Source organism: Candidatus Mycobacterium methanotrophicum (genome assembly GCF_023515995.1).
GTDB lineage: Bacteria > Actinomycetota > Actinomycetes > Mycobacteriales > Mycobacteriaceae > Mycobacterium > Mycobacterium methanotrophicum.
In genome coordinates this window covers 3,463,874-3,481,618 of the sequence record NZ_CP097320.1, presented here as the reverse complement: position 1 = coordinate 3,481,618, position 17,745 = coordinate 3,463,874, and the positions used below count along the sequence as shown (strand labels likewise).

Here is a 17,745-nt window from a genome sequence, read left to right as displayed (position 1 = left end):
GACAGTTACTTACCGTTCGTACATACTTACCGATATGGCTGCTTCCGTGGACGCCGTATTGGATGCCCTGGGGGACCGCACCCGACGCAGCATTCTGGACAGGCTCTCAGCCGGTCCGGTCGCCGTCGGGGTATTGGCCGATCAGTTACCGGTGTCGCGGCCCGCGGTATCCCAGCACCTACGGGTGCTCAAAGATGCTGAGCTCGTCATCGAATCGGTGGCCGGCACCCGGCGGCTCTACCGCATCGATAAGTCAGGGTTACGTGTTGTGCGCGAGTATTTCGACCGGTTCTGGGAGACCACTCTCGACAACTTCGCGATTCTCGCTGAAGCCGAAGCCCGCGACGACACCCGCGAACGCGGCACCAGGCCCCGTCGGGGCAAGAAGGGGTGAAGTAGACCGATGGATACCGAATCCGATTCCGCTGTAGAGGTTTTACGGTCAGTGAGTGTGCCGCTGCAGCAGGCTAGTGGTCCGTCTCAGTTTTGGCTAACTACTTGTTCGAGTGTTGTGCGTGCGCGCTGGACTTTGGCGAGGATGGATTCGGCGGTTGCGGTCCAGACGTAGGGTTTGGGATCGGCGTTGTGCGCGTTGAGGTATTCCTCGATACTGGCGATCAGGTCCGGCACGCTGCCGAATACTCCACGGCGCAGATTCTTGTCGGTCAGGTCACGAAACCAGCGCTCGACCTGGTTGAGCCACGACGACGAGGTCGGGATGAAGTGTAGATGAAACCGGTTGTGGCGCTTGAGCCAGCGGTCGACTTCGGCGTGCTTATGGGTGCTGTAATTGTCCAGAATCAAATGGATCTGCAATCCCTGGGGGACTTCGCGGTCGATGGCGTTCAAGAACTTCAGGAACTCAGTGTGACGGTGCCGCGGCAGGCACTGGCCGATCACCGTGCCGGTCAACACGTCCAGCGCCGCGAACAGCGTGGTGGTGCCGTTGCGCTTGTAGTCATGGGTCATCGTGCCCGCTCGGCCGGCCACCATCGGCAACGAGGCCTGTGTGCGGTCCAAAGCTTGGATCTGGGACTTCTCGTCCATGCACATCACGATCGCCTTCTCCGGCGGGTTGAGGTAGAGGCCGACCACGTCGACGAGTTTCTCCTCGAACTTCGGATCGTTGGACACCTTGAACGTGTCGATCAGGTGCGGCTTGAGCCCTAGATCCGACCAAATACGTTGCACCGTTGCAGAACTGACTCCCACCCGCTTGGCCATCGTGCGACACGACCAGTGCGTAGCTCCAACCGGGGTCGTCGTCGTGGTCAACCGGACGATCTCGGCAATGGTCTGCTCGCTGATCGAGGGCTTGCGGCCCCGGCCCTCGCGGATCTTCTCCAACCCGGCCAACCCGTCCTGCCCGAATCGCTTGCGCCACGACCGCACCGTCATCGCCGTCACCCCCACCTCCTCGGCGATCACCATGTTGGCCACCCCATCGCCAGCCAGCAACAACGCCCTGGCCTGAAGCACCTGACGATGCGGTGCCGACTGCGCCCGCGCCAGCCTCTCCAACGTTTCCCGCTCACCGGCCGACAACGGCAATGGCACTGCTGGTGCACTCATCCCACCAGAATACCGAACAACTACCTATTTATTTGCGAGACACACCACTAGGGCCTTCGAGTTGTTCACCGCACGGATGACCGAGTTCTGGCCCACCGAACACTCAATCGGTGCATCCGAGTTGGCCGACGTGGTGATCGAACCGCGAACCGGCGGACGGTGGTTCGAACGCGGCGTCGACGGCAGCGAATGTCAGTGGGGGCGGGTGGCTGCCTGGGATGATCCGCCGCGAAAAGTGGTGTTGCTCTGGCAGATTGGAGTCGATTGGCAGTTCGATCCAGAGTTCGAGACCGAGGTTGAGGTGACGTTCAGCGAGGAGGGCCCGGGCCGCTCCCGACTGGATCTACGGCATCGCAACCTGCAGCGCTACGGCGACCACACCGACCGGATGCGAGCAATTTTCGACGGTCCCTCGGGCTGGACCGGGGCACCCTGGCCGGATTCGTCGACCTCGCAGCGACGCAAGCCACGCCGGGTCACTGAGGCTTCCGATGCAGGACACGTCCACGATGCAGCTGGCGTGCGAGGAACGCCAAGACTTTGCCGCCTTCCTCGATGAACTGTCGCCGCAGCACTGGGAGCTGCCGAGCTTGTGCGAGTTATGGCGAGTGCGCGACGTCGTCGCGCATGTGATCAGCTATGACCAGCTCAGCCGTTGGCAGCTTGCGTGCCGGTTCGCCAAAGGCGGGCTCGTGCCCGCGCGCATTAACGCGCTCGGTGTTGCGGAGTACGCCGGACGCTCGCCCCGGCAGCTCAGCGAGCTGATGCGCACGTGCATCCCGCCACGCGGACTGACGTCGGCATTCGGCGGCATGATCGCTTTGGTAGACGGGATGGTCCACCAGCAAGATATCCGGCGACCCCTGGGCATTGAGCGGGTCATCCCACCGCAGCGCTTGCAGCGGGTGCTCGACCTCGCGTTGCGCGCACCGACAACGCGCGGCGCCCGGAAAGCCCGCGGCTTGCGGCTGATCGCCACCGACGTGGACTGGGCATACGGCGATGGACTCGAGGCGACCGGCCCGGCAGGCTTACCAGTCGGCCGGGTCTGACAGCGACAGCGCAGCGTCGACGCTCTCATCGACCGCCAGCACTTCGCCCAGCCCGCAGGCGGCGACAATCCGAGAGACAATCGGCTGATTGCTCACCACTCGCAGCTGGACTCCGCGCCGACGGCAGCGCTCCGCCTCCTCGGCCAGCGCCGCGTAGGCGCAGCAGCCCATGAAGTCCAGGCCGTTGGCGTCGACCACCAGCGATCCCGGCGGGTCCGCGGCGGCGGCCGCCTCGCTGAGCAGGCGGCGCCAGGTGCCTTCGTTGGAGGCGTCCAGCTCCCCGCCGGCGCTGACGACGACTGCCCGGCCGATGCGCTCGGCGGTCGTCCGGAGCGTGCTTTTGGCCTGTGCGAGTTCGGAAACCAGGCGGCTGCTGAGCATGAGGTGACTAACAGATGGCTCTGCGATGGCAAATGTGCTCATTTTGGTCCTCCTAGTCGGCGGACGCTGTGCGTCGCGACTTTTGGGATGCCCGCCCTGCAATGCTGAAGACCGACCTCGATTAGCAGATATCAAATTTATAACAGAGCCCCGTTGGGTTTGTCCATCGAACGGGCCTAAGAATCTGGTAAGGCAAGTAGGACCACGACCGCTTGACCCGCTGCTCAGCAAATTTTCAGGTTCGCCATCCGGGGGGCCTGCCCCCAGTGCTGTGGCCTGCAGAAGTGTCACGCACTGTGGCCGCTAAAAACCTGCTATGGCAACATATTCAGCTGCGCTAGGGTGCGGACGACACCGCCCGGCAACGGTGGTGGACCAGCAATCAGCGCACCCGTAGCGCATGCTTGGCAAAAGACCAAAAAGGCAGGCGCGGAGTTTTCCCTGACGCCTTTTGACGGGTATCGAAAAATGGGCAGGAATAGTTGTCGCGACGTGCGTTGGCGGCGTCGATGCGCCTGGAAATAACAACGGCGATGCTCAGGCGGTCGGGTGGCCGGTGTCGCTGGGGTGCTCGGCCCCGAGTTCGATGATCGCGCGGGATGCACGCTCGCGCAGCAAGATTGCGGCGACCCCCCCGCACACGGCAGCGACGAGCAATGCAATCCAGGAGAAGCGGGTGAGCCATCTTTCGGCGGCCACGCCCGCGTAGTAGACCAACGCGGTGGTGCCGCCCGCCCAACAGATCGCGCCCGAAACGTTGGCGCTAAAAAACTTTGGGTAGCGCATCTTTAGCGCCCCGGCCAGTGGCCCGGCGAGTATCCGCAGTAACGCGATGAAACGGCCTAAGAACACCGCTCGCGCCCCCCAGCGGTCAAACAGCCGCTCGGCAAACCTCACATGTCCGGGGCCGAAGTGGTTGGGGAAGCGCCGACCTAACCGGTCGAACAGCGGCAGGCCGAGTCGGCGGCCGATGGCGTAGCCGGTCGAGTCGCCGAGCACCGCTCCGAGCACCGCGGCGGTCCCGACACCGATCGGGTTGACGGCCAGCTCGTGCCGCGACGACAAAAGTGCTGCGCTGACGAGAACGATCTCGCCCGGCAGCGGAATGCCCAGGCTCTCGACACCGACCACGACGCCGACCATCGCGTACACCGTGAGCGGGGAGATCGACTGCAACAGGGCATCCACCGTCATGGGTTAAGAATGCCCGACCCCTGGGCAGGGTGCGGCGGTGACTGGCTCCGGCTCGCCCACCCGGCAGGCCCAGCCGACCGCAATGTCGAGGTCCGCGGCGACGATGTGGTCGGGCGCGGTGATCGTGATCGGCGTCGGCGCCCCGCTGATCGGCTCACATTCGGGCAAGCAGCACGCGGCCGGGAACGTCAAGGGAGGGTAGGGGTTTCATCCGCTCACGGCCGTGGTGCGGCAATACCGGGGAGTTGCTGGCGGAAGGCAGGAATGGCTGGATCGGCCCAGTTACCGGTTCGAGCACCTGGTGGCGATAGCCTTCAACACGCTGGGCGGCAGCCGGGATCGCGTCGCCAACGCACTCAACGGGGTATGGCTCGGGCATCCAGTGCACCCACCGTTGGCGTCGTTGACCAGCGGCGCGGTCGGGACCACGGTCGGTTTGGACGCCATCAACCTGCTGCCGGGCCGGCCGAAGTCGGAATTCCGCGATGCATCGCGATTCGCTTCGCGTGCGCTGGGCCTGGGGATCCTGGCGAGCTTGGGTTCGGCGGTCACCGGCGTTGCGGATTGGCAGCACACCCACGGAGAAGACCGCCGCGTCGGGTCGGTGCACGGCGTGTTGAACGGCCTGGCCACCGGCCTCTACATCATGTCGTGGTTGGATCGCCGCCGCGGGCGGCACGGCCGCGGGATCCTCACCAGCGCGCTTGGCTACGGCATCACCGTCAGCGCGAGTTACCTGGGCGGGGCTTTGGTGTTCGGCTCGGGGATCGGCACCGACCAATCCGGAGCGCGCCTGAGAACTCCGGACTGGACGCCGGTGCTGGCGGTGGAGTCGCTGAGGAACGGCACGCCGCAGCGCGTCGAGGTCGACGGCGTCGGCCTGGTGGTGTGCCGGACCGGCGACGACGGCGCGGTTGCGGCGTTCGGTGAGCTCTGCCCGCACCTGGCTGCCCCGATGAGTGACGGTTGGGTCGATCGCGGCCGGTTGGTGTGCCCGTGGCATGGGTCGCGATTCGATATCGGCTCGGGAGCGGTAGTGCGCGGCCCGTCAGCGGCGCCGTTGCCGCGTTACCAGACGCGTGTCAACGACGGGATGATCGAGTTGCGTGGCGACGGTCTCCATGCGCTTGCGGCCGGACGAGCAGTGGCTAAGTGAACGCCTACACCGTGTTGCAGGATCACCACAAGGTGCTCAAGGGGCTGATCAAAAAAATCTCGAACACTCCGGCCGTCGTCCCCGAACGTCAGGCATATCTCGACGACCTGCTGGTTGAACTGGACATCCATTTCCGCATCGAGCAGCTGCGCGAGTCGACGGTTCACAAGCTGCGGGTGAAGGGCAGAAAGTCGGTGCTGCGGGCCCTGTAGAGCCCGCGATCACCGACACCCGTTCAGCTGCGGCCGATTCCGGCCATCATAAGCGGTGTCTGCACTCGCCTGTCCTCGGCGAATCGGGCGGCCGCCGCACCGGCGTCCTCACCCGAGAGCAGGCCGGCGCCGACCACAGCGTCCGCAGGCTCTCCAAGGACAGCCTGAAGAAGTCGAAGCCGGGCGAGTGGGAGTCGATGATCGGCGTGCGGCCCTCGCCGCGAACGTTCGACAACGCGGCGGCCGTACCGTGGCTCGAATCCGGCCTGCTGCATGAAGGTGATGATGGCGTCGACCACCCGGTCGACCATCCGGTCGAACCGCGGGTCGTCGTCCTCGAAGCCGAAACCGGTCCAGTCGTAGTCTTCGACGACCATCCAGCCGCCGGGACGCAGCGCGGCCGCGAGGCGCTCGAGGATTCGTCGGCGCTCGGTCAGATGCTCGAGCACCAGCCGGGCCCCGAGACTTAAGCCTTTGCGACGTGCGTCGGCGTGTCGTCACAACGGTTTACGTGTCGCGGCACCTCGGGAGATGAGCGCGGCGCGAACCCGGCGCAGGACGTCGTGGGGGGAATCCTCGGCGATCACCCGGATGACGATCCAACCCATAGCCTCAAGCTTGCGTAGTCTTCGTTGATCCTTGGCGTATTGCCGACGGTTGGTCCGGTGATGATCGCCGTCGTACTCGACCGCCAGTTTGTACTCCGGCCAACCCATATCGAGCACGGCGACCAGCCGCCAATTCTCGTGTACCGGTATCTGGGTGGTTGGGGCCGGAAGTCCGGCGTTGATCAACAACATCCGCAGCCAGCTCTCTTTTGGTGACGCAGCCCCGCCGTCGACAAGTGGTAACGCAGCGCGCAGCCGTCGTAGCCCCCGAGCGCCCGGATAACGCTTGGCGAGCAAGAGCACATCCTCGACCGCAAACGGAGCGGCTCGCATCAGTGCGTCGAGTCGCGCCACCGCCTCGCCACGCGGCAGCCGCCGACCAAAATCGAATGCCGTGCGGGCGGGCGTGGTCACCGGAAGCCGCGCGACATGGGTGACCTCATCACTGTCGACCCGTTGGTTTCGAGTCACAACGCCTGCCGGTGGATGCGGGTTGCGCCAGATCAACTCGATGGGTGCGTCGTCGTCGATCCAACTCGAACCATGCAGTGCCGCCGCGGCGAGTCCGGCCAACACCCCACGCCGCCCCGACCACAGCCACGCCGCTTCTGAGCGCGTTCGCAGCGATGGAGCCGCCCAGTTCGGCACGTAAACGTCGGGATAGATTGCCCGGAATCGCGACCGGAGCCGATAGGCGGTCAGCTTGCCCTGCCGCACCGCCTCGCTGCCGATGAACACATCGCTCATGCATGGACGGTGTTATGGCCGACCCAGATGGTTCCGCAGACTTAAACCAATGCGACGTGCCTCGGCGTGTCGTCACACCGGTTTACGTGTCGCGGACCAAACGCGGCGGTCACACCGCGTGGACGTAGCGTTTGGCGATCATCCGCTGGGCCAGCGACGTGAGCGGGCCGCCGGCTTTGCTCCACCAGATCACCGGCCGGGAGAACGACGAAACCTCCGCATACACCGCGGCGGTGACCGGGTCGTGGCGCACCACGAACCGTTGCTCACCGGACTCGGGGTGCCCGGGCAGGGTGCCATACGCAAAGCCCCGCACGTCGGGTTCGTCGATGACGTACACCACGCGGCACGGGGCTTTCAGGAAAGCCATCTTGACCAGCACCACCGCGCCGACCTCGACCACGTCGCTGCTGGCCTGGACGCGCAATCCGGCGCCGCGCTGCATACCCCAATGCATGAGCGCGTCAGCGGCCTCCAGGAAACGCTGGTGACCGGCGCCGATCTGGGTTACAAAGCCGAGATGGCGGTATCCCGGCGGCGGAGGCCCGGCGGTCGCACCGACTTCGGGATAGGTCAGCGGCATGGTGCCCATCGCGTACAAGTCCACCTGCCTGAGCTTGCCACGCCGCGGTCCGGGTGTTGCTGCGGCGTACGGTCGTAAGCGTGACCGCCCACACCCCGGCGCAAGCATCCGGAACCCTCGCCCTCGGCGAGCTAACGGTCAACCGGCTCGGCTTCGGCGCAATGCGTCTGACCGGTAAGGGCGTCTGGGGCCCGCCGGCCGATCGCGGCGAGGCTGTGCGGGTGTTGCGCCGCGCCGTCGAACTCGGCGTCACCTTCATCGACACCGCCGACTCGTACGGTCCCTACATCTGCGAGGACATCATCCACGAGGCGCTGCACCCTTATGACGGCCTGGTCATCGCGACCAAGGCCGGGCTGCTGCGCACCGGGCCGGACGTGTGGATTCGGCTGGGCAACCCCAGCTATCTGCGTCAGGAATGCGAAATGAGCCTGCGGCGCCTCGGCGTCGAGACCATCGACCTGTTTCAGCTGCACCGCATTGACCCCAACTTCCCGCTGGCCGACCAGGTCGGCGAGCTCGCTGCGCTGCAGAAGGAAGGCAAGATCCGGCATATCGGCCTGTCCGAGGTCGACGTCGACCAGCTCACCGCCGCACAGCAGATCGCCCCGATCGTGTCGGTGCAGAACATGTACAACCTGGCGGCTCGCACCGCCGAACCGGTGCTGGACGCCGCGACCAAGCAGGGCATCGCGTTTATCCCGTGGTTCCCACTGGCCGCCGGGCCGCTGGCCGCACCCGATGGTCCGCTGCAGAAGGTCGCGGCCGGCCGCCACGCGACGCCCTCGCAGCTGGCGCTGGCCTGGCTGTTGAGGCGATCGCCGGTGATGCTGCCGATTCCCGGCACGTCCAGCGTCGCCCACCTGGAGCAGAACGTCGCCGCCGCCGAGATCACGCTGTCCGACGAGGAATTCGAGACGCTGGGCTCCCTCGGCGCCGCACAGGACAACTAGCTGCCGCGGCCCGGCGGGCCCCGCCGCGCCGCGAGATCTACGTTTTGCAGGTCGCTTCTCGCGCTTCCTCTGCAAAACGTAGATCTCGATGCGTGGCGTCGGCCTCGGGGCCACCGAGGCCCCCCCGATAGCATGGTCGGGTCCGTCTGAACACCGCAAAGCCATGGAGACCGCGTCGATGACCGCCCTCGCACACCCCGCCCCGGGCCCCGATGGCGGCGACCCGGAGCGCCCGGCTGCGCCGGGCTCCCGATCGCCGCGAGCCCCGATCCGGGTTCGTGGCGGGACGACCGCGGCCGCCGCGGTTCGCGACGCGGGCCTGCCGGGCCGCGGCGCCCCCGACGCGATCGTGGTGGTGAAAGACGCCGAGGGCAAGCTGCGCGACTTGAGCTGGATTCCCGCCCAGGACGCCGAGGTCACCCCGGTGGCGGCCAACACCGACGACGGGCGAAGCGTGATCCGGCACTCGACCGCTCACGTGTTGGCTCAGGCCGTCCAAGGCATGTTCCCGGACGCCAAGCTCGGCATCGGACCGCCGATCACCGACGGCTTCTACTACGACTTCGACGTCGCAGAGCCATTCACGCCGGAGGACCTGGAGGCGCTGGAAAAGCGGATGCGTCAGATCCTCAAGGAGGGGCAGCTGTTCTCCCGGCGGGTCTACGAATCCAAGGAGCAGGCACGCGAGGAGCTGGCAAGCGAGCCCTACAAGCTCGAACTCGTCGACGACAAGTCCGTCGGGGCCGAGTCGATGGCCGAAATAATGGAGGTCGGCGGCGACGAGCTCACCGCTTACGACAACCTCAATCCCCGTACCCGGGCACGGGTTTGGGGCGATTTGTGCCGCGGACCGCACATCCCGACGACCAAGCACATCCCGGCATTCAAGCTGACCAGAAGTTCGGCCGCCTATTGGCGCGGCGATCAGAACAACGCCAGCTTGCAGCGCATCTACGGCACCGCGTGGGAGTCGGCCGAGGCGCTTGAGCGCCATCTGCAGTTGGTCGAGGAAGCGACGCGTCGCGATCACCGCAAGCTGGGCGCCGAGCTGGACTTGTTCAGCTTCCCCGACGAAATTGGTTCTGGGCTAGCGGTTTTCCACCCCCGGGGCGGCATCGTGCGCCGAGAGCTGGAGGAATACTCGCGGCGCAAGCACATCGAGGCCGGCTACGAATTCGTCAACACCCCGCACATCACCAAGGCGCAGCTATTCCACACGTCGGGCCACTTGGACTGGTACGCCGACGGCATGTTCCCGCCGATGCACCTCGACGCCGAGCTGGACGACGACGGGACCGTGCGCAAGCCAGGGCAGGACTACTACCTCAAGCCGATGAACTGCCCGATGCACACGCTGATCTTCGCCGCGCGGGGCCGGTCGTATCGCGAGCTTCCGTTGCGGCTCTTCGAGTTCGGCACCGTCTACCGCTACGAGAAATCCGGTGTGGTGCACGGGCTGACCCGGGCGCGCGGCTTCACGATGGACGATTCGCACATCTTCTGCAGCCGCGAGCAGCTTCACGACGAACTGGCATCGCTGCTGCGGTTCGTGCTCGAGTTGCTGGCCGACTACGGGTTGGAGGACTTCTATCTGGAGCTGTCCACCAAGGATCCGGAGAAGTTCGTCGGCTCCGACGAGATGTGGGAGCAAGCCACCGACTCGCTGGCTGACGTGGCGGCGGAGTCCGGGCTGGAATTGGTGCCCGACCCGGGCGGCGCGGCCTTCTACGGCCCGAAGATCTCCGTGCAGGCCCGCGACGCGCTGGGCCGCAGCTGGCAGATGTCGACCATCCAGGTCGACTTCAACTTCCCGGAGCGTTTCGAGCTGGAATACACCGCCGCCGACGGTTCGCGGCGGCGGCCGGTGATGATCCACCGTGCGCTGTTCGGCTCGATCGAGCGGTTTTTCGGCGTCCTCACCGAGCACTACGCCGGCGCGTTTCCGGCGTGGCTCGCGCCCGTCCAGGTGGTCGGCATCCCGGTGGCTGACGGTCATGTGTCGTATTTGGAAGATGTCGCCGCGCAGCTTAAGTCGCAGGGGGTGCGGGCCGAGGTGGATTCCAGCGACGATCGGATGGCCAAGAAGATCGTCAACCACACCAACCAGAAGGTGCCGTTCATGCTGCTCGCCGGCGACCGCGACGTCGAGGCCGGCGCGGTGAGCTTCCGATTCGGCGACCGCACGCAAATCAACGGAGTTCCACGAGACGACGCGGTGGCCGCCATTACCCGGTGGATAGCTGATCGTGAAAATGCCGCTCCCACTGCTGATCTGGTCAAGGCGAAGCGTCGTGGCTGAGGGCGACTCGATCATCGACCGAGGTGTCGGTGAATCCGACCACCTGCAGCGGTTGTGGACGCCCTACCGGATGAGCTACCTGGCCGAGGGGCCGCCGAAGCAGGACATCGGCAGCCGCGAGCAGCCGTTCTCCGACATCCCGCAGCTGCCCGACGAGGACGGCCTGGTGGTCGCCCGGGGTGAACTGGTCTACGCCGTGCTCAACCTCTACCCGTACAACCCCGGACATTTGATGGTGGTGCCGTATCGGCGGGTAGCCGAACTGGAAGATCTCACCGACAAGGAGAGCGCGGAGCTGATGGCGTTCGTGCAGAAGGCGATTCGGGTCATCAAGAACGTGTCCCGGCCGCACGGCTTCAATGTGGGCTTGAACCTGGGGGCGTCGGCGGGCGGTTCACTGGCCGAACATCTGCATGTGCACGTGGTGCCGCGCTGGGGCGGCGACGCCAACTTCATCACGATCATCGGCGACTCCAAGGTGATCCCGCAGCTGCTGCGCGACACCCGTCGTCTGCTGGCTGCCGAGTGGGCCCGGCAATCATGAGTGGGCAACCGTGAGCGCGCCGGCGACGATGCGCAGCGATGAGCAGGGTCGGCGCCATTGAGCAAGCTGCTGTCGCGTGAGGGCGTCGCGCGGGTCACCGCACCGGCGGCTCGGGGGTTCCTGCGGGCCGGCTTCACCGCCAACGGCGTCACGATCGTCGCCGCCGCCGCCGCCGTGCTCGCGGCGCTGACGCTGTTTCCGACCGGCCGGCTGTTCGCCGGCGCGTTGGTGATCTGGTTTTTCGTGATGTTCGACCTGATCGACGGGGCGATGGCGCGCGAAAGCGGCGGCGGCACCCGGTTCGGCGCCGTGCTGGACGCCACCTGCGACCGCATCAGCGACGGCGCGGTGTTCTGCGGGCTGGCGTGGTGGGCGGCCTTCGGCATGCGCAGCGCGTCGCTGGTGGTGGCGACGTTGATCTGCTTGGTCACCTCGCAGGTGATCTCCTACATCAAGGCCCGCGCCGAAGCCAGCGGGCTGCGCGGCGACGGCGGCTTCATCGAACGGCCGGAACGGTTGATCACCGTGCTCGTCGGAGCGGGATTATCGGACCTGCCGGTGTTTCCGTTGCCGTGGGCGCTGCACGTGGCGATGTGGCTGCTCGCGGTGGCCAGCATGATCACCTGTGCTCAGCGGTTGCACACGGTGCGCCATTCGCCCGGTGCGGCCGATCCGATGCCCCCGGCCGGCCGGGCGCAGGAACCGGGGAAGAGCGAGCCGTGAATTTAGTCAGCGGCTCCCGGCTCGTCGACTGGGGTTATGCGGCCGGCTGGGTGGCGGTGCGCGCGATGCCGGAATTCGCCGCCCGCAGCGCTTTTGACGCCGCGGCGCTCGTCGCGTCCCGCAACGGGGGACCGGCTCAACTACGCAAGAATCTGGCCCGCGTCATCGGGGTTGCGCCGATTGACGTGCCCGACAGGCTCATGCGGGCGTCGCTGGCGTCCTATGCCCGCTACTGGCGCGAGGCGTTCCGGTTGCCGACGATGGACCATCGCGCGATCGGCGAAGACCTCGCCAAAACGGTTGTCGGCGACGAACATCTGGACGCGGCGCTGGCGGCGGGTCGCGGCGCGGTGCTGGCGTTGCCGCACAGCGGCAACTGGGATATGGCCGGGGTGTGGTTGGTCCAGACTCGCGGCAAGTTCACCACTGTGGCCGAACGGCTCAAACCCGAGTCGCTCTACCGGCGGTTCACCGGCTATCGGCAGAGTCTGGGCTTCGAGGTTATCCCGCTGTCCGGCGGGCAGCAGCCACCGTTCGAGCTGCTGCGCCAACGACTGCGGGACAACAAGGTTGTCGGTCTGATAGCCGACCGCGACCTCGCCCGCACCGGTGTCCAGGTCGATTTCTTCGGCGAGCCGACCAGGATGCCGGCCGGTCCGGCGAAGCTGGCGGCGTCAACCGGGGCGGCCCTGCTGCCGGTGCACTGCTGGTATGAGTCCGACCGCACCCGAATCGAGATCTTTTCGCCGCTGGATTGCGGCGGGGACGTCGGCGCCATCACCCAGGCGCTGGCCGACGTCTTCGCCCGCAACATCGCCGAGTACCCCGCCGACTGGCATATGCTGCAGCCGCAGTGGCTCGCGGATCTGCGCCCGGCGACGATGCGGGCCGGAACGCCCCGAGGAGAAGCCGGGCGATGGGCCTAGACGAGCGACCGGGCCGATTGGCGGGGACCTGATGCGAATCGGCATGGTGTGTCCGTACTCGTTCGATGTGCCGGGCGGGGTGCAGTCGCATGTGTTGCAGCTGGCCGAGGTGATGCGCGCCCGCGGTCACGACGTCAGCGTGCTGGCGCCGTCGTCGCCGCATGTCTTACTGCCCGAATACGTCGTCTCCGCCGGCAGGGGCGTGCCGATTCCCTACAACGGCTCGGTGGCCCGGCTGCAGTTCAGCCCGGCCGTACACGGCAAGGTCAGGCGCTGGCTGGCCGACGGCGACTTCGACGTGCTGCATCTGCACGAGCCCAACGCGCCGAGCCTGTCGATGTGGGCGCTGCGGCTGGCCGAGGGCCCGATCGTGGCGACCTTTCACACCTCGACCACCAAGTCGCTGACGCTGACGGTCTTCCAGGGTGTGCTGCGGCCCTGGCATGAGAAGATCGTCGGCCGGATCGCGGTCTCCGACCTGGCCCGGCGCTGGCAGATGGAAGCGCTGGGTTCGGACGCGGTCGAGATTCCCAACGGCGTCGACGTGGCCTCGTATGCCAACGCGCCACTGCTCGCCGGGTATCCGCGGCCCGGCAAGACGGTGTTGTTCTTGGGCCGCTACGACGAACCCCGCAAGGGCATGGCGGTGCTGATCCGGGCGCTGCCCGCCCTGGTCGAACACCTTCGGAGTGTCCAGGTGCTGATCGTGGGCCGCGGCGATGAAGACGAAGTGCGCGGCAAAGCCGGCGGGTTGGCGGGCCACCTGCGCTTCCTGGGTCAACTGGACGACGCCGCCAAGGCGTCGGCGCTGCGCAGCGCCGACGCCTACTGTGCGCCGCACACCGGCGGGGAGAGTTTCGGCATCGTGCTGGTTGAGGCGATGGCGGCCGGCACGCCGGTGGTGGCCAGCGATCTGCACGCGTTCCGGCGGGTGCTGCTTGACGGTGATGCGGGTCGACTGGTGCCGGTCGAAGACAGCGCCGCGCTGGCGGCCGGCCTGGTCGCGGTGCTGGGAGACGATCGGCTGGCCAAGCGCTACATCGCGGCGGGCGCCGACGCGGTGCGCCGCTACGACTGGTCGGTGGTGGCCAACCAGATCATGCGGGTCTACGAGACGGTCGCTGCCGCCGGGAACAAGGTGCAGGTGGCCAGCTGATGACATTCCTGCTGGTCGTCGCGCTGGCCGTGCTGCTGGGGCTGCTGGTCGCGTTCGGCGCCTGGGGCTATCAGACCGCGAACCGGCTGGACCGGTTGCATGTGCGCTACGACCTGTCCTGGCAGGCCCTCGACAGCGCGTTGGCCCGTCGCGCCGTGGTGGCCCGCGCGGTGGCGGCGAGCTCGGGCGGGCGGCAGCTGGCGGTGCTGGCCGACGCCGCCGAACGCGCGCCCCGGCAGGCTCGCGAGGCCTGCGAGAACGACCTGTCGGCCGCGCTGGCGATGGTCGATCCGGAATCGATGCCGACGGGCCTGATCGCCGAGATGGCCGACGCCGAAGCGCGGGTGCTGCTGGCCCGCCGATTCCACAACGACGCGGTCCGCGACACGCTGGCGCTGCGCGAGAGACGCCTGGTTCGATTGCTGCGCTTGGGTGGAACCGCTTCGCTGCCAAGCTATTTCGAGATCGCGGAGCGGTCGCAGGCGCTGCGCCGCGGCGATCACTCCGCGGCCGTCCGGCGCACCTCGGCGCGGGTGGTGTTGCTCGACGAGACGGGAGCCGTGTTGCTGCTGTGCGGGTCTGACCCGTCGCTTCCGGAAGGGGCGCCGCGATGGTGGTTCACGGTGGGCGGCCAAGTCGGCGACGACGAGCCGTTGGCTTCGGCCGCCGCCCGCGAGCTGGCCGAGGAGACCGGTCTGCGCGTCGATCCCGCTGAGCTGATCGGCCCGATCTGGCGGCGCGATGCGGTGTTCGACTTCAACGGCTCGGCGATCGACAGCGAGGAGTTCTTCTTCGTCTACTGCACCCAGCGGTTCGAGCCGTCCACCGCCGGGCGGACCGAGCTGGAGAACCGCTACATCCACTGCCACCGCTGGTGCGCCGCCGCCGACATCGCCGAGCTGGTGCTCGCCGGCGAGACGGTGTATCCGCTGCAGCTCGCTGAACTGCTTGCCGAGGCGGTCGCGCTGGCCGGCGCGCCGGATCGGGCCCGCCCGCTGCAATCCATCCGCTGACGGGCCTACTGCTGCATCGCCAGACGTAAGATGACGTCATGCGCACGCTGGGCCGCGGTGACCGGGGACGTGGCCCGCGTCGGTGGACGGCTCGCCCGGCGATATCGACGGCCCCGTACTGACATTTCTCCGGCGCAGCCGCATCACTAGACTGGGTTGACACCAGCCAAAAGGAGATCAGCAGTGGATACCGCCGCTTCGGCGAACGGCGCGACCGGCAGCCCGCAGACCGGGACGGCGCGGGTCAAGCGCGGGATGGCCGAGATGCTCAAGGGCGGCGTCATCATGGACGTCGTCACGCCCGAGCAGGCCCGCCTCGCCGAGGGCGCCGGCGCCGTCGCGGTGATGGCGTTGGAGCGGGTGCCCGCCGATATCCGCGTGCAGGGCGGCGTGTCGCGGATGAGCGACCCGGACATGATCGAGGGCATCGTCTCCGCGGTCACCATCCCGGTGATGGCCAAGGCCCGCATCGGGCATTTCGTCGAGGCGCAGATTTTGCAGAGCCTCGGCGTGGACTACATCGACGAATCCGAAGTGCTGACCCCGGCCGACTACACCCACCACATCGACAAGTGGAAGTTCACCGTGCCGTTCGTCTGCGGCGCCACCAATCTCGGTGAGGCGCTGCGGCGGATCAACGAGGGCGCGGCGATGATCCGCTCCAAAGGTGAAGCCGGCACCGGCGACGTGTCCAACGCCACCACCCATATGCGTGCGATCGGTGCAGAGATCCGTCGGCTGGGATCGGTGTCCGACAGCGAATTGTACGTGGCGGCAAAGGAACTCGCGGCGCCGTACGACCTCGTCGTGGAGGTGGCGCGGGCCGGCAAGCTGCCGGTCACGCTGTTCACCGCCGGCGGCATCGCGACGCCGGCCGACGCCGCGATGATGATGCAGCTCGGCGCGGAAGGGGTTTTCGTCGGGTCGGGCATCTTCAAATCCGGTGATCCGGCCCGGCGCGCCGCCGCGATCGTCAAGGCCACCACCTTCTTCGACGATCCCGATGTGCTGGCCCGGGTGTCGCGGGGGCTCGGTGAGCCGATGGTCGGCATCAACGTCGAGGAGATCGCCGCGCCGCATCGCCTGGCCGAACGCGGCTGGTAAGTGTGTCGATCGAAAAGATCCTCGATCTCGAGCAACTTGAGGCCGACATCTACCGGGGCAGCGTGTTCAGCCCGGATTCCGGTTACTTTCAACGCACTTTCGGCGGCCATGTGGCCGGCCAGTCGCTGGTGTCGGCGGTGCGCACCGTCGAGCCGCACTTTCTGGTGCACTCGCTGCACGGGTATTTCATCCGGCCCGGAGATGCCAAGGCGCCCACCGTTTTTCTCATCGAGCGGCTGCGCGACGGCGGCTCGTTTTGCACCAGGCGGGTCAACGCCGTCCAGCACGGGGATACCATCTTTTCGATGTCGGCGTCGTTTCAGACCGATCAGGAGGGTATCCGCCATCAGGATGCGATGCCGTCGGCGCCGCCACCGGAGGATCTGCCGGGCCTGAAATCGATGAAGGTGTTCGAGGACGCCGGATTTCGTCAGTTCGAGGAGTGGGACGTGCGCGTCGTGCCGCCCGACGAGCTGCAGCGGTTGCCCGGCAAGGCCTCCCAGCAGCAGGTGTGGTTTCGGCACCGCGATCCGCTGCCCGACGACCCGGTGCTGCACATCTGTGCGCTGGCCTACATGAGCGATCTGACCCTGCTGGGATCGGCGCAGGTGAATCACCTTGGCGAGCGGTCGCATCTGCAAGTGGCGTCGCTGGACCACGCGATGTGGTTCATGCGGGTGTTCCGGACCGACGAGTGGTTGCTCTACGACCAGTCTTCGCCGTCGGCGTGCGGCGGCCGGGCGCTGTGCCAGGGCAAGATCTTCAACCAGTCCGGCGACATGGTCGCCGCCGTCGTGCAGGAGGGGCTGACCCGCTTCGCGCGCGGATATCGGCCGGCTGCTGGCCCGTGAGCGCCGTGCGGGTCGGGGTGTTAGCGCTGCAGGGCGACACTCGCGAACACCTGGCGGCGCTGCGCGAGGCCGGGGCGTCTGCGGCGCCGGTGCGGCGGCGCTCGGAGCTGGACGCCTGTGACGCGTTGGTCATCCCCGGTGGCGAGTCCACCACGATGAGTCATCTGCTGCGCGACCTTGGTCTGCTGGAGCCGCTCCGCGAGCGGCTGGCCGACGGGTTGCCGGCTTACGGGGCGTGCGCAGGCATGATCCTGTTGGCCAGCGAGATCCTGGACGCCGGCGCGGACGGCCGCAAGGCTCTGCCGTTGTCCGGAATCGATATGACTGTGCGGCGCAACGCTTTTGGGCGTCAGGTCGACTCATTCGAAGGCGACGTGGCGTTCAGCGGGTTCGACGACCCGGTGCACGGGGTGTTCATCCGCGCGCCGTGGGCGGAGCGCTGTGGCGAGGGTGTGCAGGTGTTGGCGACTGCGGCCGGGCACGCCGTCGCAGTGCGACAGGGTCGGGTGCTCGCCACGGCTTTTCACCCGGAGGTGACGGGGGATCGGCGCATCCACCGGTTGTTCGTCGACATCGTCACCGGGGCGGCGTGACCGGCGCCGGGCAGCGCCCATCCGGTCACGTTCGAGACTCTGCGGCTCCTGGGGAAGCCGAGGCGGCGGCCGGTCAAG

The 17,745-nt window shown here is 67.1% G+C and carries 22 protein-coding genes; 16 read left to right on the top strand and 6 right to left on the bottom strand.

Going from position 1 to position 17,745, the window contains the following annotated elements; translation table 11 throughout:
* Window positions 1-34 precede the first annotated feature (34 nt).
* Window positions 35-394: an ArsR/SmtB family transcription factor gene (locus tag M5I08_RS18010; protein WP_219068660.1), complete on the top strand. Its 360-nt coding sequence runs from the start codon at window positions 35-37 to the stop codon at window positions 392-394.
* Between the two features lie 86 nt (window positions 395-480).
* Here the strand turns inward: M5I08_RS18010 and M5I08_RS18005 are convergent, their stop codons facing one another.
* Entirely contained in the window at window positions 481-1,572 is a 1,092-nt protein-coding gene (locus tag M5I08_RS18005) for an IS630 family transposase (RefSeq protein WP_219068662.1), read from the bottom strand.
* Window positions 1,573-1,648: 76 nt separating this feature from the next.
* Between M5I08_RS18005 and M5I08_RS18000 the strand changes: the two genes are divergently transcribed.
* Together M5I08_RS18000 and M5I08_RS17995 are read left to right on the top strand one after the other, a co-directional pair.
* Window positions 1,649-2,131: an SRPBCC family protein gene (locus M5I08_RS18000; RefSeq protein WP_219068664.1), complete on the top strand. Its 483-nt coding sequence runs from the start codon at window positions 1,649-1,651 to the stop codon at window positions 2,129-2,131.
* Entirely contained in the window at window positions 2,064-2,624 is a 561-nt protein-coding gene (locus tag M5I08_RS17995) for a maleylpyruvate isomerase family mycothiol-dependent enzyme (RefSeq protein WP_219068666.1), read from the top strand. Before M5I08_RS18000 ends, M5I08_RS17995 begins: the two co-directional genes overlap by 68 nt.
* Here the strand turns inward: M5I08_RS17995 and M5I08_RS17990 are convergent.
* Window positions 2,604-3,047, bottom strand: coding sequence for an anti-sigma factor antagonist (locus M5I08_RS17990; RefSeq protein ID WP_249762887.1), 444 nt, complete (start codon window positions 3,045-3,047; stop codon window positions 2,604-2,606). The genes M5I08_RS17995 and M5I08_RS17990 overlap by 21 nt on opposite strands.
* A gap of 495 nt (window positions 3,048-3,542) precedes the next feature.
* Window positions 3,543-4,199, bottom strand: coding sequence for a DedA family protein (locus M5I08_RS17985; RefSeq protein WP_219068668.1), 657 nt, complete (start codon window positions 4,197-4,199; stop codon window positions 3,543-3,545).
* Between the two features lie 37 nt (window positions 4,200-4,236).
* On the opposite strand from M5I08_RS17985, the gene M5I08_RS17980 reads away from it, so the two are divergent.
* The 3 genes from M5I08_RS17980 to M5I08_RS17970 are packed head-to-tail and all read left to right on the top strand — an operon-like array spanning window position 4,237 to window position 5,567.
* On the top strand, window positions 4,237-4,401 hold the full coding sequence (locus M5I08_RS17980) for a hypothetical protein (RefSeq protein ID WP_219068670.1): 165 nt from the start codon (window positions 4,237-4,239) through the stop codon (window positions 4,399-4,401).
* Between the two features lie 24 nt (window positions 4,402-4,425).
* Complete coding sequence (locus M5I08_RS17975; protein WP_249762886.1) at window positions 4,426-5,355, top strand: Rieske (2Fe-2S) protein; 930 nt, start codon at window positions 4,426-4,428, stop codon at window positions 5,353-5,355.
* Entirely contained in the window at window positions 5,352-5,567 is a 216-nt protein-coding gene (locus M5I08_RS17970; RefSeq protein ID WP_219068674.1) for a hypothetical protein, read from the top strand. The genes M5I08_RS17975 and M5I08_RS17970 overlap by 4 nt, the downstream gene beginning before the upstream one ends.
* A gap of 23 nt (window positions 5,568-5,590) precedes the next feature.
* Here the strand turns inward: M5I08_RS17970 and M5I08_RS17965 are convergent, their stop codons facing one another.
* The 3 genes from M5I08_RS17965 to M5I08_RS17955 form a co-directional block, all read right to left on the bottom strand.
* Complete coding sequence (locus M5I08_RS17965; RefSeq protein WP_219068676.1) at window positions 5,591-6,016, bottom strand: methyltransferase domain-containing protein; 426 nt, start codon at window positions 6,014-6,016, stop codon at window positions 5,591-5,593.
* 48 nt (window positions 6,017-6,064) lie between these two features.
* A complete protein-coding gene (locus M5I08_RS17960; protein ID WP_219068678.1) occupies window positions 6,065-6,922 on the bottom strand; it encodes an endonuclease domain-containing protein in 858 nt (285 codons plus the stop codon).
* A gap of 109 nt (window positions 6,923-7,031) precedes the next feature.
* Complete coding sequence (locus M5I08_RS17955; protein ID WP_219068681.1) at window positions 7,032-7,529, bottom strand: DUF1990 domain-containing protein; 498 nt, start codon at window positions 7,527-7,529, stop codon at window positions 7,032-7,034.
* Window positions 7,530-7,585: 56 nt separating this feature from the next.
* Here M5I08_RS17955 and M5I08_RS17950 point away from each other — a divergent pair, with 56 nt between their 5' ends.
* The 10 genes from M5I08_RS17950 (at window position 7,586) to pdxT (ending at window position 17,667) form a co-directional block, all read left to right on the top strand.
* Complete coding sequence (locus tag M5I08_RS17950; RefSeq protein ID WP_219068683.1) at window positions 7,586-8,458, top strand: aldo/keto reductase; 873 nt, start codon at window positions 7,586-7,588, stop codon at window positions 8,456-8,458.
* A 178-nt stretch (window positions 8,459-8,636) separates the two neighbouring features.
* Window positions 8,637-10,757, top strand: coding sequence for a threonine--tRNA ligase (thrS, locus tag M5I08_RS17945; protein ID WP_219068685.1), 2,121 nt, complete (start codon window positions 8,637-8,639; stop codon window positions 10,755-10,757).
* Window positions 10,750-11,301 (top strand): ATP adenylyltransferase, encoded by a 552-nt coding sequence (locus M5I08_RS17940; RefSeq protein WP_249762885.1) that lies wholly within the window; start codon window positions 10,750-10,752, stop codon window positions 11,299-11,301. Before thrS ends, M5I08_RS17940 begins: the two co-directional genes overlap by 8 nt.
* A gap of 57 nt (window positions 11,302-11,358) precedes the next feature.
* Window positions 11,359-12,024 carry a phosphatidylinositol phosphate synthase gene (gene pgsA, locus M5I08_RS17935; RefSeq protein WP_219068687.1) on the top strand — a complete coding sequence of 222 codons (666 nt, stop codon included), beginning with the start codon at window positions 11,359-11,361 and terminating at the stop codon, window positions 12,022-12,024.
* Entirely contained in the window at window positions 12,021-12,950 is a 930-nt protein-coding gene (locus M5I08_RS17930; protein WP_219068689.1) for a phosphatidylinositol mannoside acyltransferase, read from the top strand. The genes pgsA and M5I08_RS17930 overlap by 4 nt, the downstream gene beginning before the upstream one ends.
* 31 nt (window positions 12,951-12,981) lie before the next feature.
* Window positions 12,982-14,106 carry a glycosyltransferase family 4 protein gene (locus M5I08_RS17925; RefSeq protein ID WP_219068692.1) on the top strand — a complete coding sequence of 375 codons (1,125 nt, stop codon included), beginning with the start codon at window positions 12,982-12,984 and terminating at the stop codon, window positions 14,104-14,106.
* Entirely contained in the window at window positions 14,106-15,119 is a 1,014-nt protein-coding gene (locus tag M5I08_RS17920; RefSeq protein ID WP_219068694.1) for an NUDIX hydrolase, read from the top strand. The genes M5I08_RS17925 and M5I08_RS17920 overlap by 1 nt, the downstream gene beginning before the upstream one ends.
* 255 nt (window positions 15,120-15,374) lie before the next feature.
* Entirely contained in the window at window positions 15,375-16,223 is an 849-nt protein-coding gene (gene pdxS / locus M5I08_RS17915) for a pyridoxal 5'-phosphate synthase lyase subunit PdxS (protein WP_249763399.1), read from the top strand.
* Window positions 16,224-16,225: 2 nt separating this feature from the next.
* Window positions 16,226-17,074, top strand: a complete 849-nt coding sequence (gene tesB / locus M5I08_RS17910; RefSeq protein WP_219068698.1) for an acyl-CoA thioesterase II — start codon at window positions 16,226-16,228, stop codon at window positions 17,072-17,074.
* Window positions 17,071-17,667 (top strand): pyridoxal 5'-phosphate synthase glutaminase subunit PdxT, encoded by a 597-nt coding sequence (gene pdxT / locus M5I08_RS17905; RefSeq protein ID WP_219068700.1) that lies wholly within the window; start codon window positions 17,071-17,073, stop codon window positions 17,665-17,667. Before tesB ends, pdxT begins: the two co-directional genes overlap by 4 nt.
* The last annotated feature ends 78 nt before the right edge of the window (window positions 17,668-17,745 follow it).

Coding starts and splice junctions, on each gene's coding strand:
- M5I08_RS17960 (WP_219068678.1), bottom strand. CDS start 6,922: ATGAGCGATGTGTTCATCGGCAGCGAGGCGGTGCGGCAGGGCAAGCTG.
- M5I08_RS17920 (WP_219068694.1), top strand. CDS start 14,106: ATGACATTCCTGCTGGTCGTCGCGCTGGCCGTGCTGCTGGGGCTGCTG.
- M5I08_RS18010 (WP_219068660.1), top strand. CDS start 35: ATGGCTGCTTCCGTGGACGCCGTATTGGATGCCCTGGGGGACCGCACC.
- M5I08_RS17985 (WP_219068668.1), bottom strand. CDS start 4,199: ATGACGGTGGATGCCCTGTTGCAGTCGATCTCCCCGCTCACGGTGTAC.
- M5I08_RS17925 (WP_219068692.1), top strand. CDS start 12,982: ATGCGAATCGGCATGGTGTGTCCGTACTCGTTCGATGTGCCGGGCGGG.
- M5I08_RS17990 (WP_249762887.1), bottom strand. CDS start 3,047: ATGAGCACATTTGCCATCGCAGAGCCATCTGTTAGTCACCTCATGCTC.
- M5I08_RS18000 (WP_219068664.1), top strand. CDS start 1,649: ATGACCGAGTTCTGGCCCACCGAACACTCAATCGGTGCATCCGAGTTG.
- thrS (WP_219068685.1), top strand. CDS start 8,637: ATGACCGCCCTCGCACACCCCGCCCCGGGCCCCGATGGCGGCGACCCG.
- pdxS (WP_249763399.1), top strand. CDS start 15,375: ATGGCCGAGATGCTCAAGGGCGGCGTCATCATGGACGTCGTCACGCCC.
- M5I08_RS17995 (WP_219068666.1), top strand. CDS start 2,064: ATGCAGGACACGTCCACGATGCAGCTGGCGTGCGAGGAACGCCAAGAC.
- M5I08_RS18005 (WP_219068662.1), bottom strand. CDS start 1,572: ATGAGTGCACCAGCAGTGCCATTGCCGTTGTCGGCCGGTGAGCGGGAA.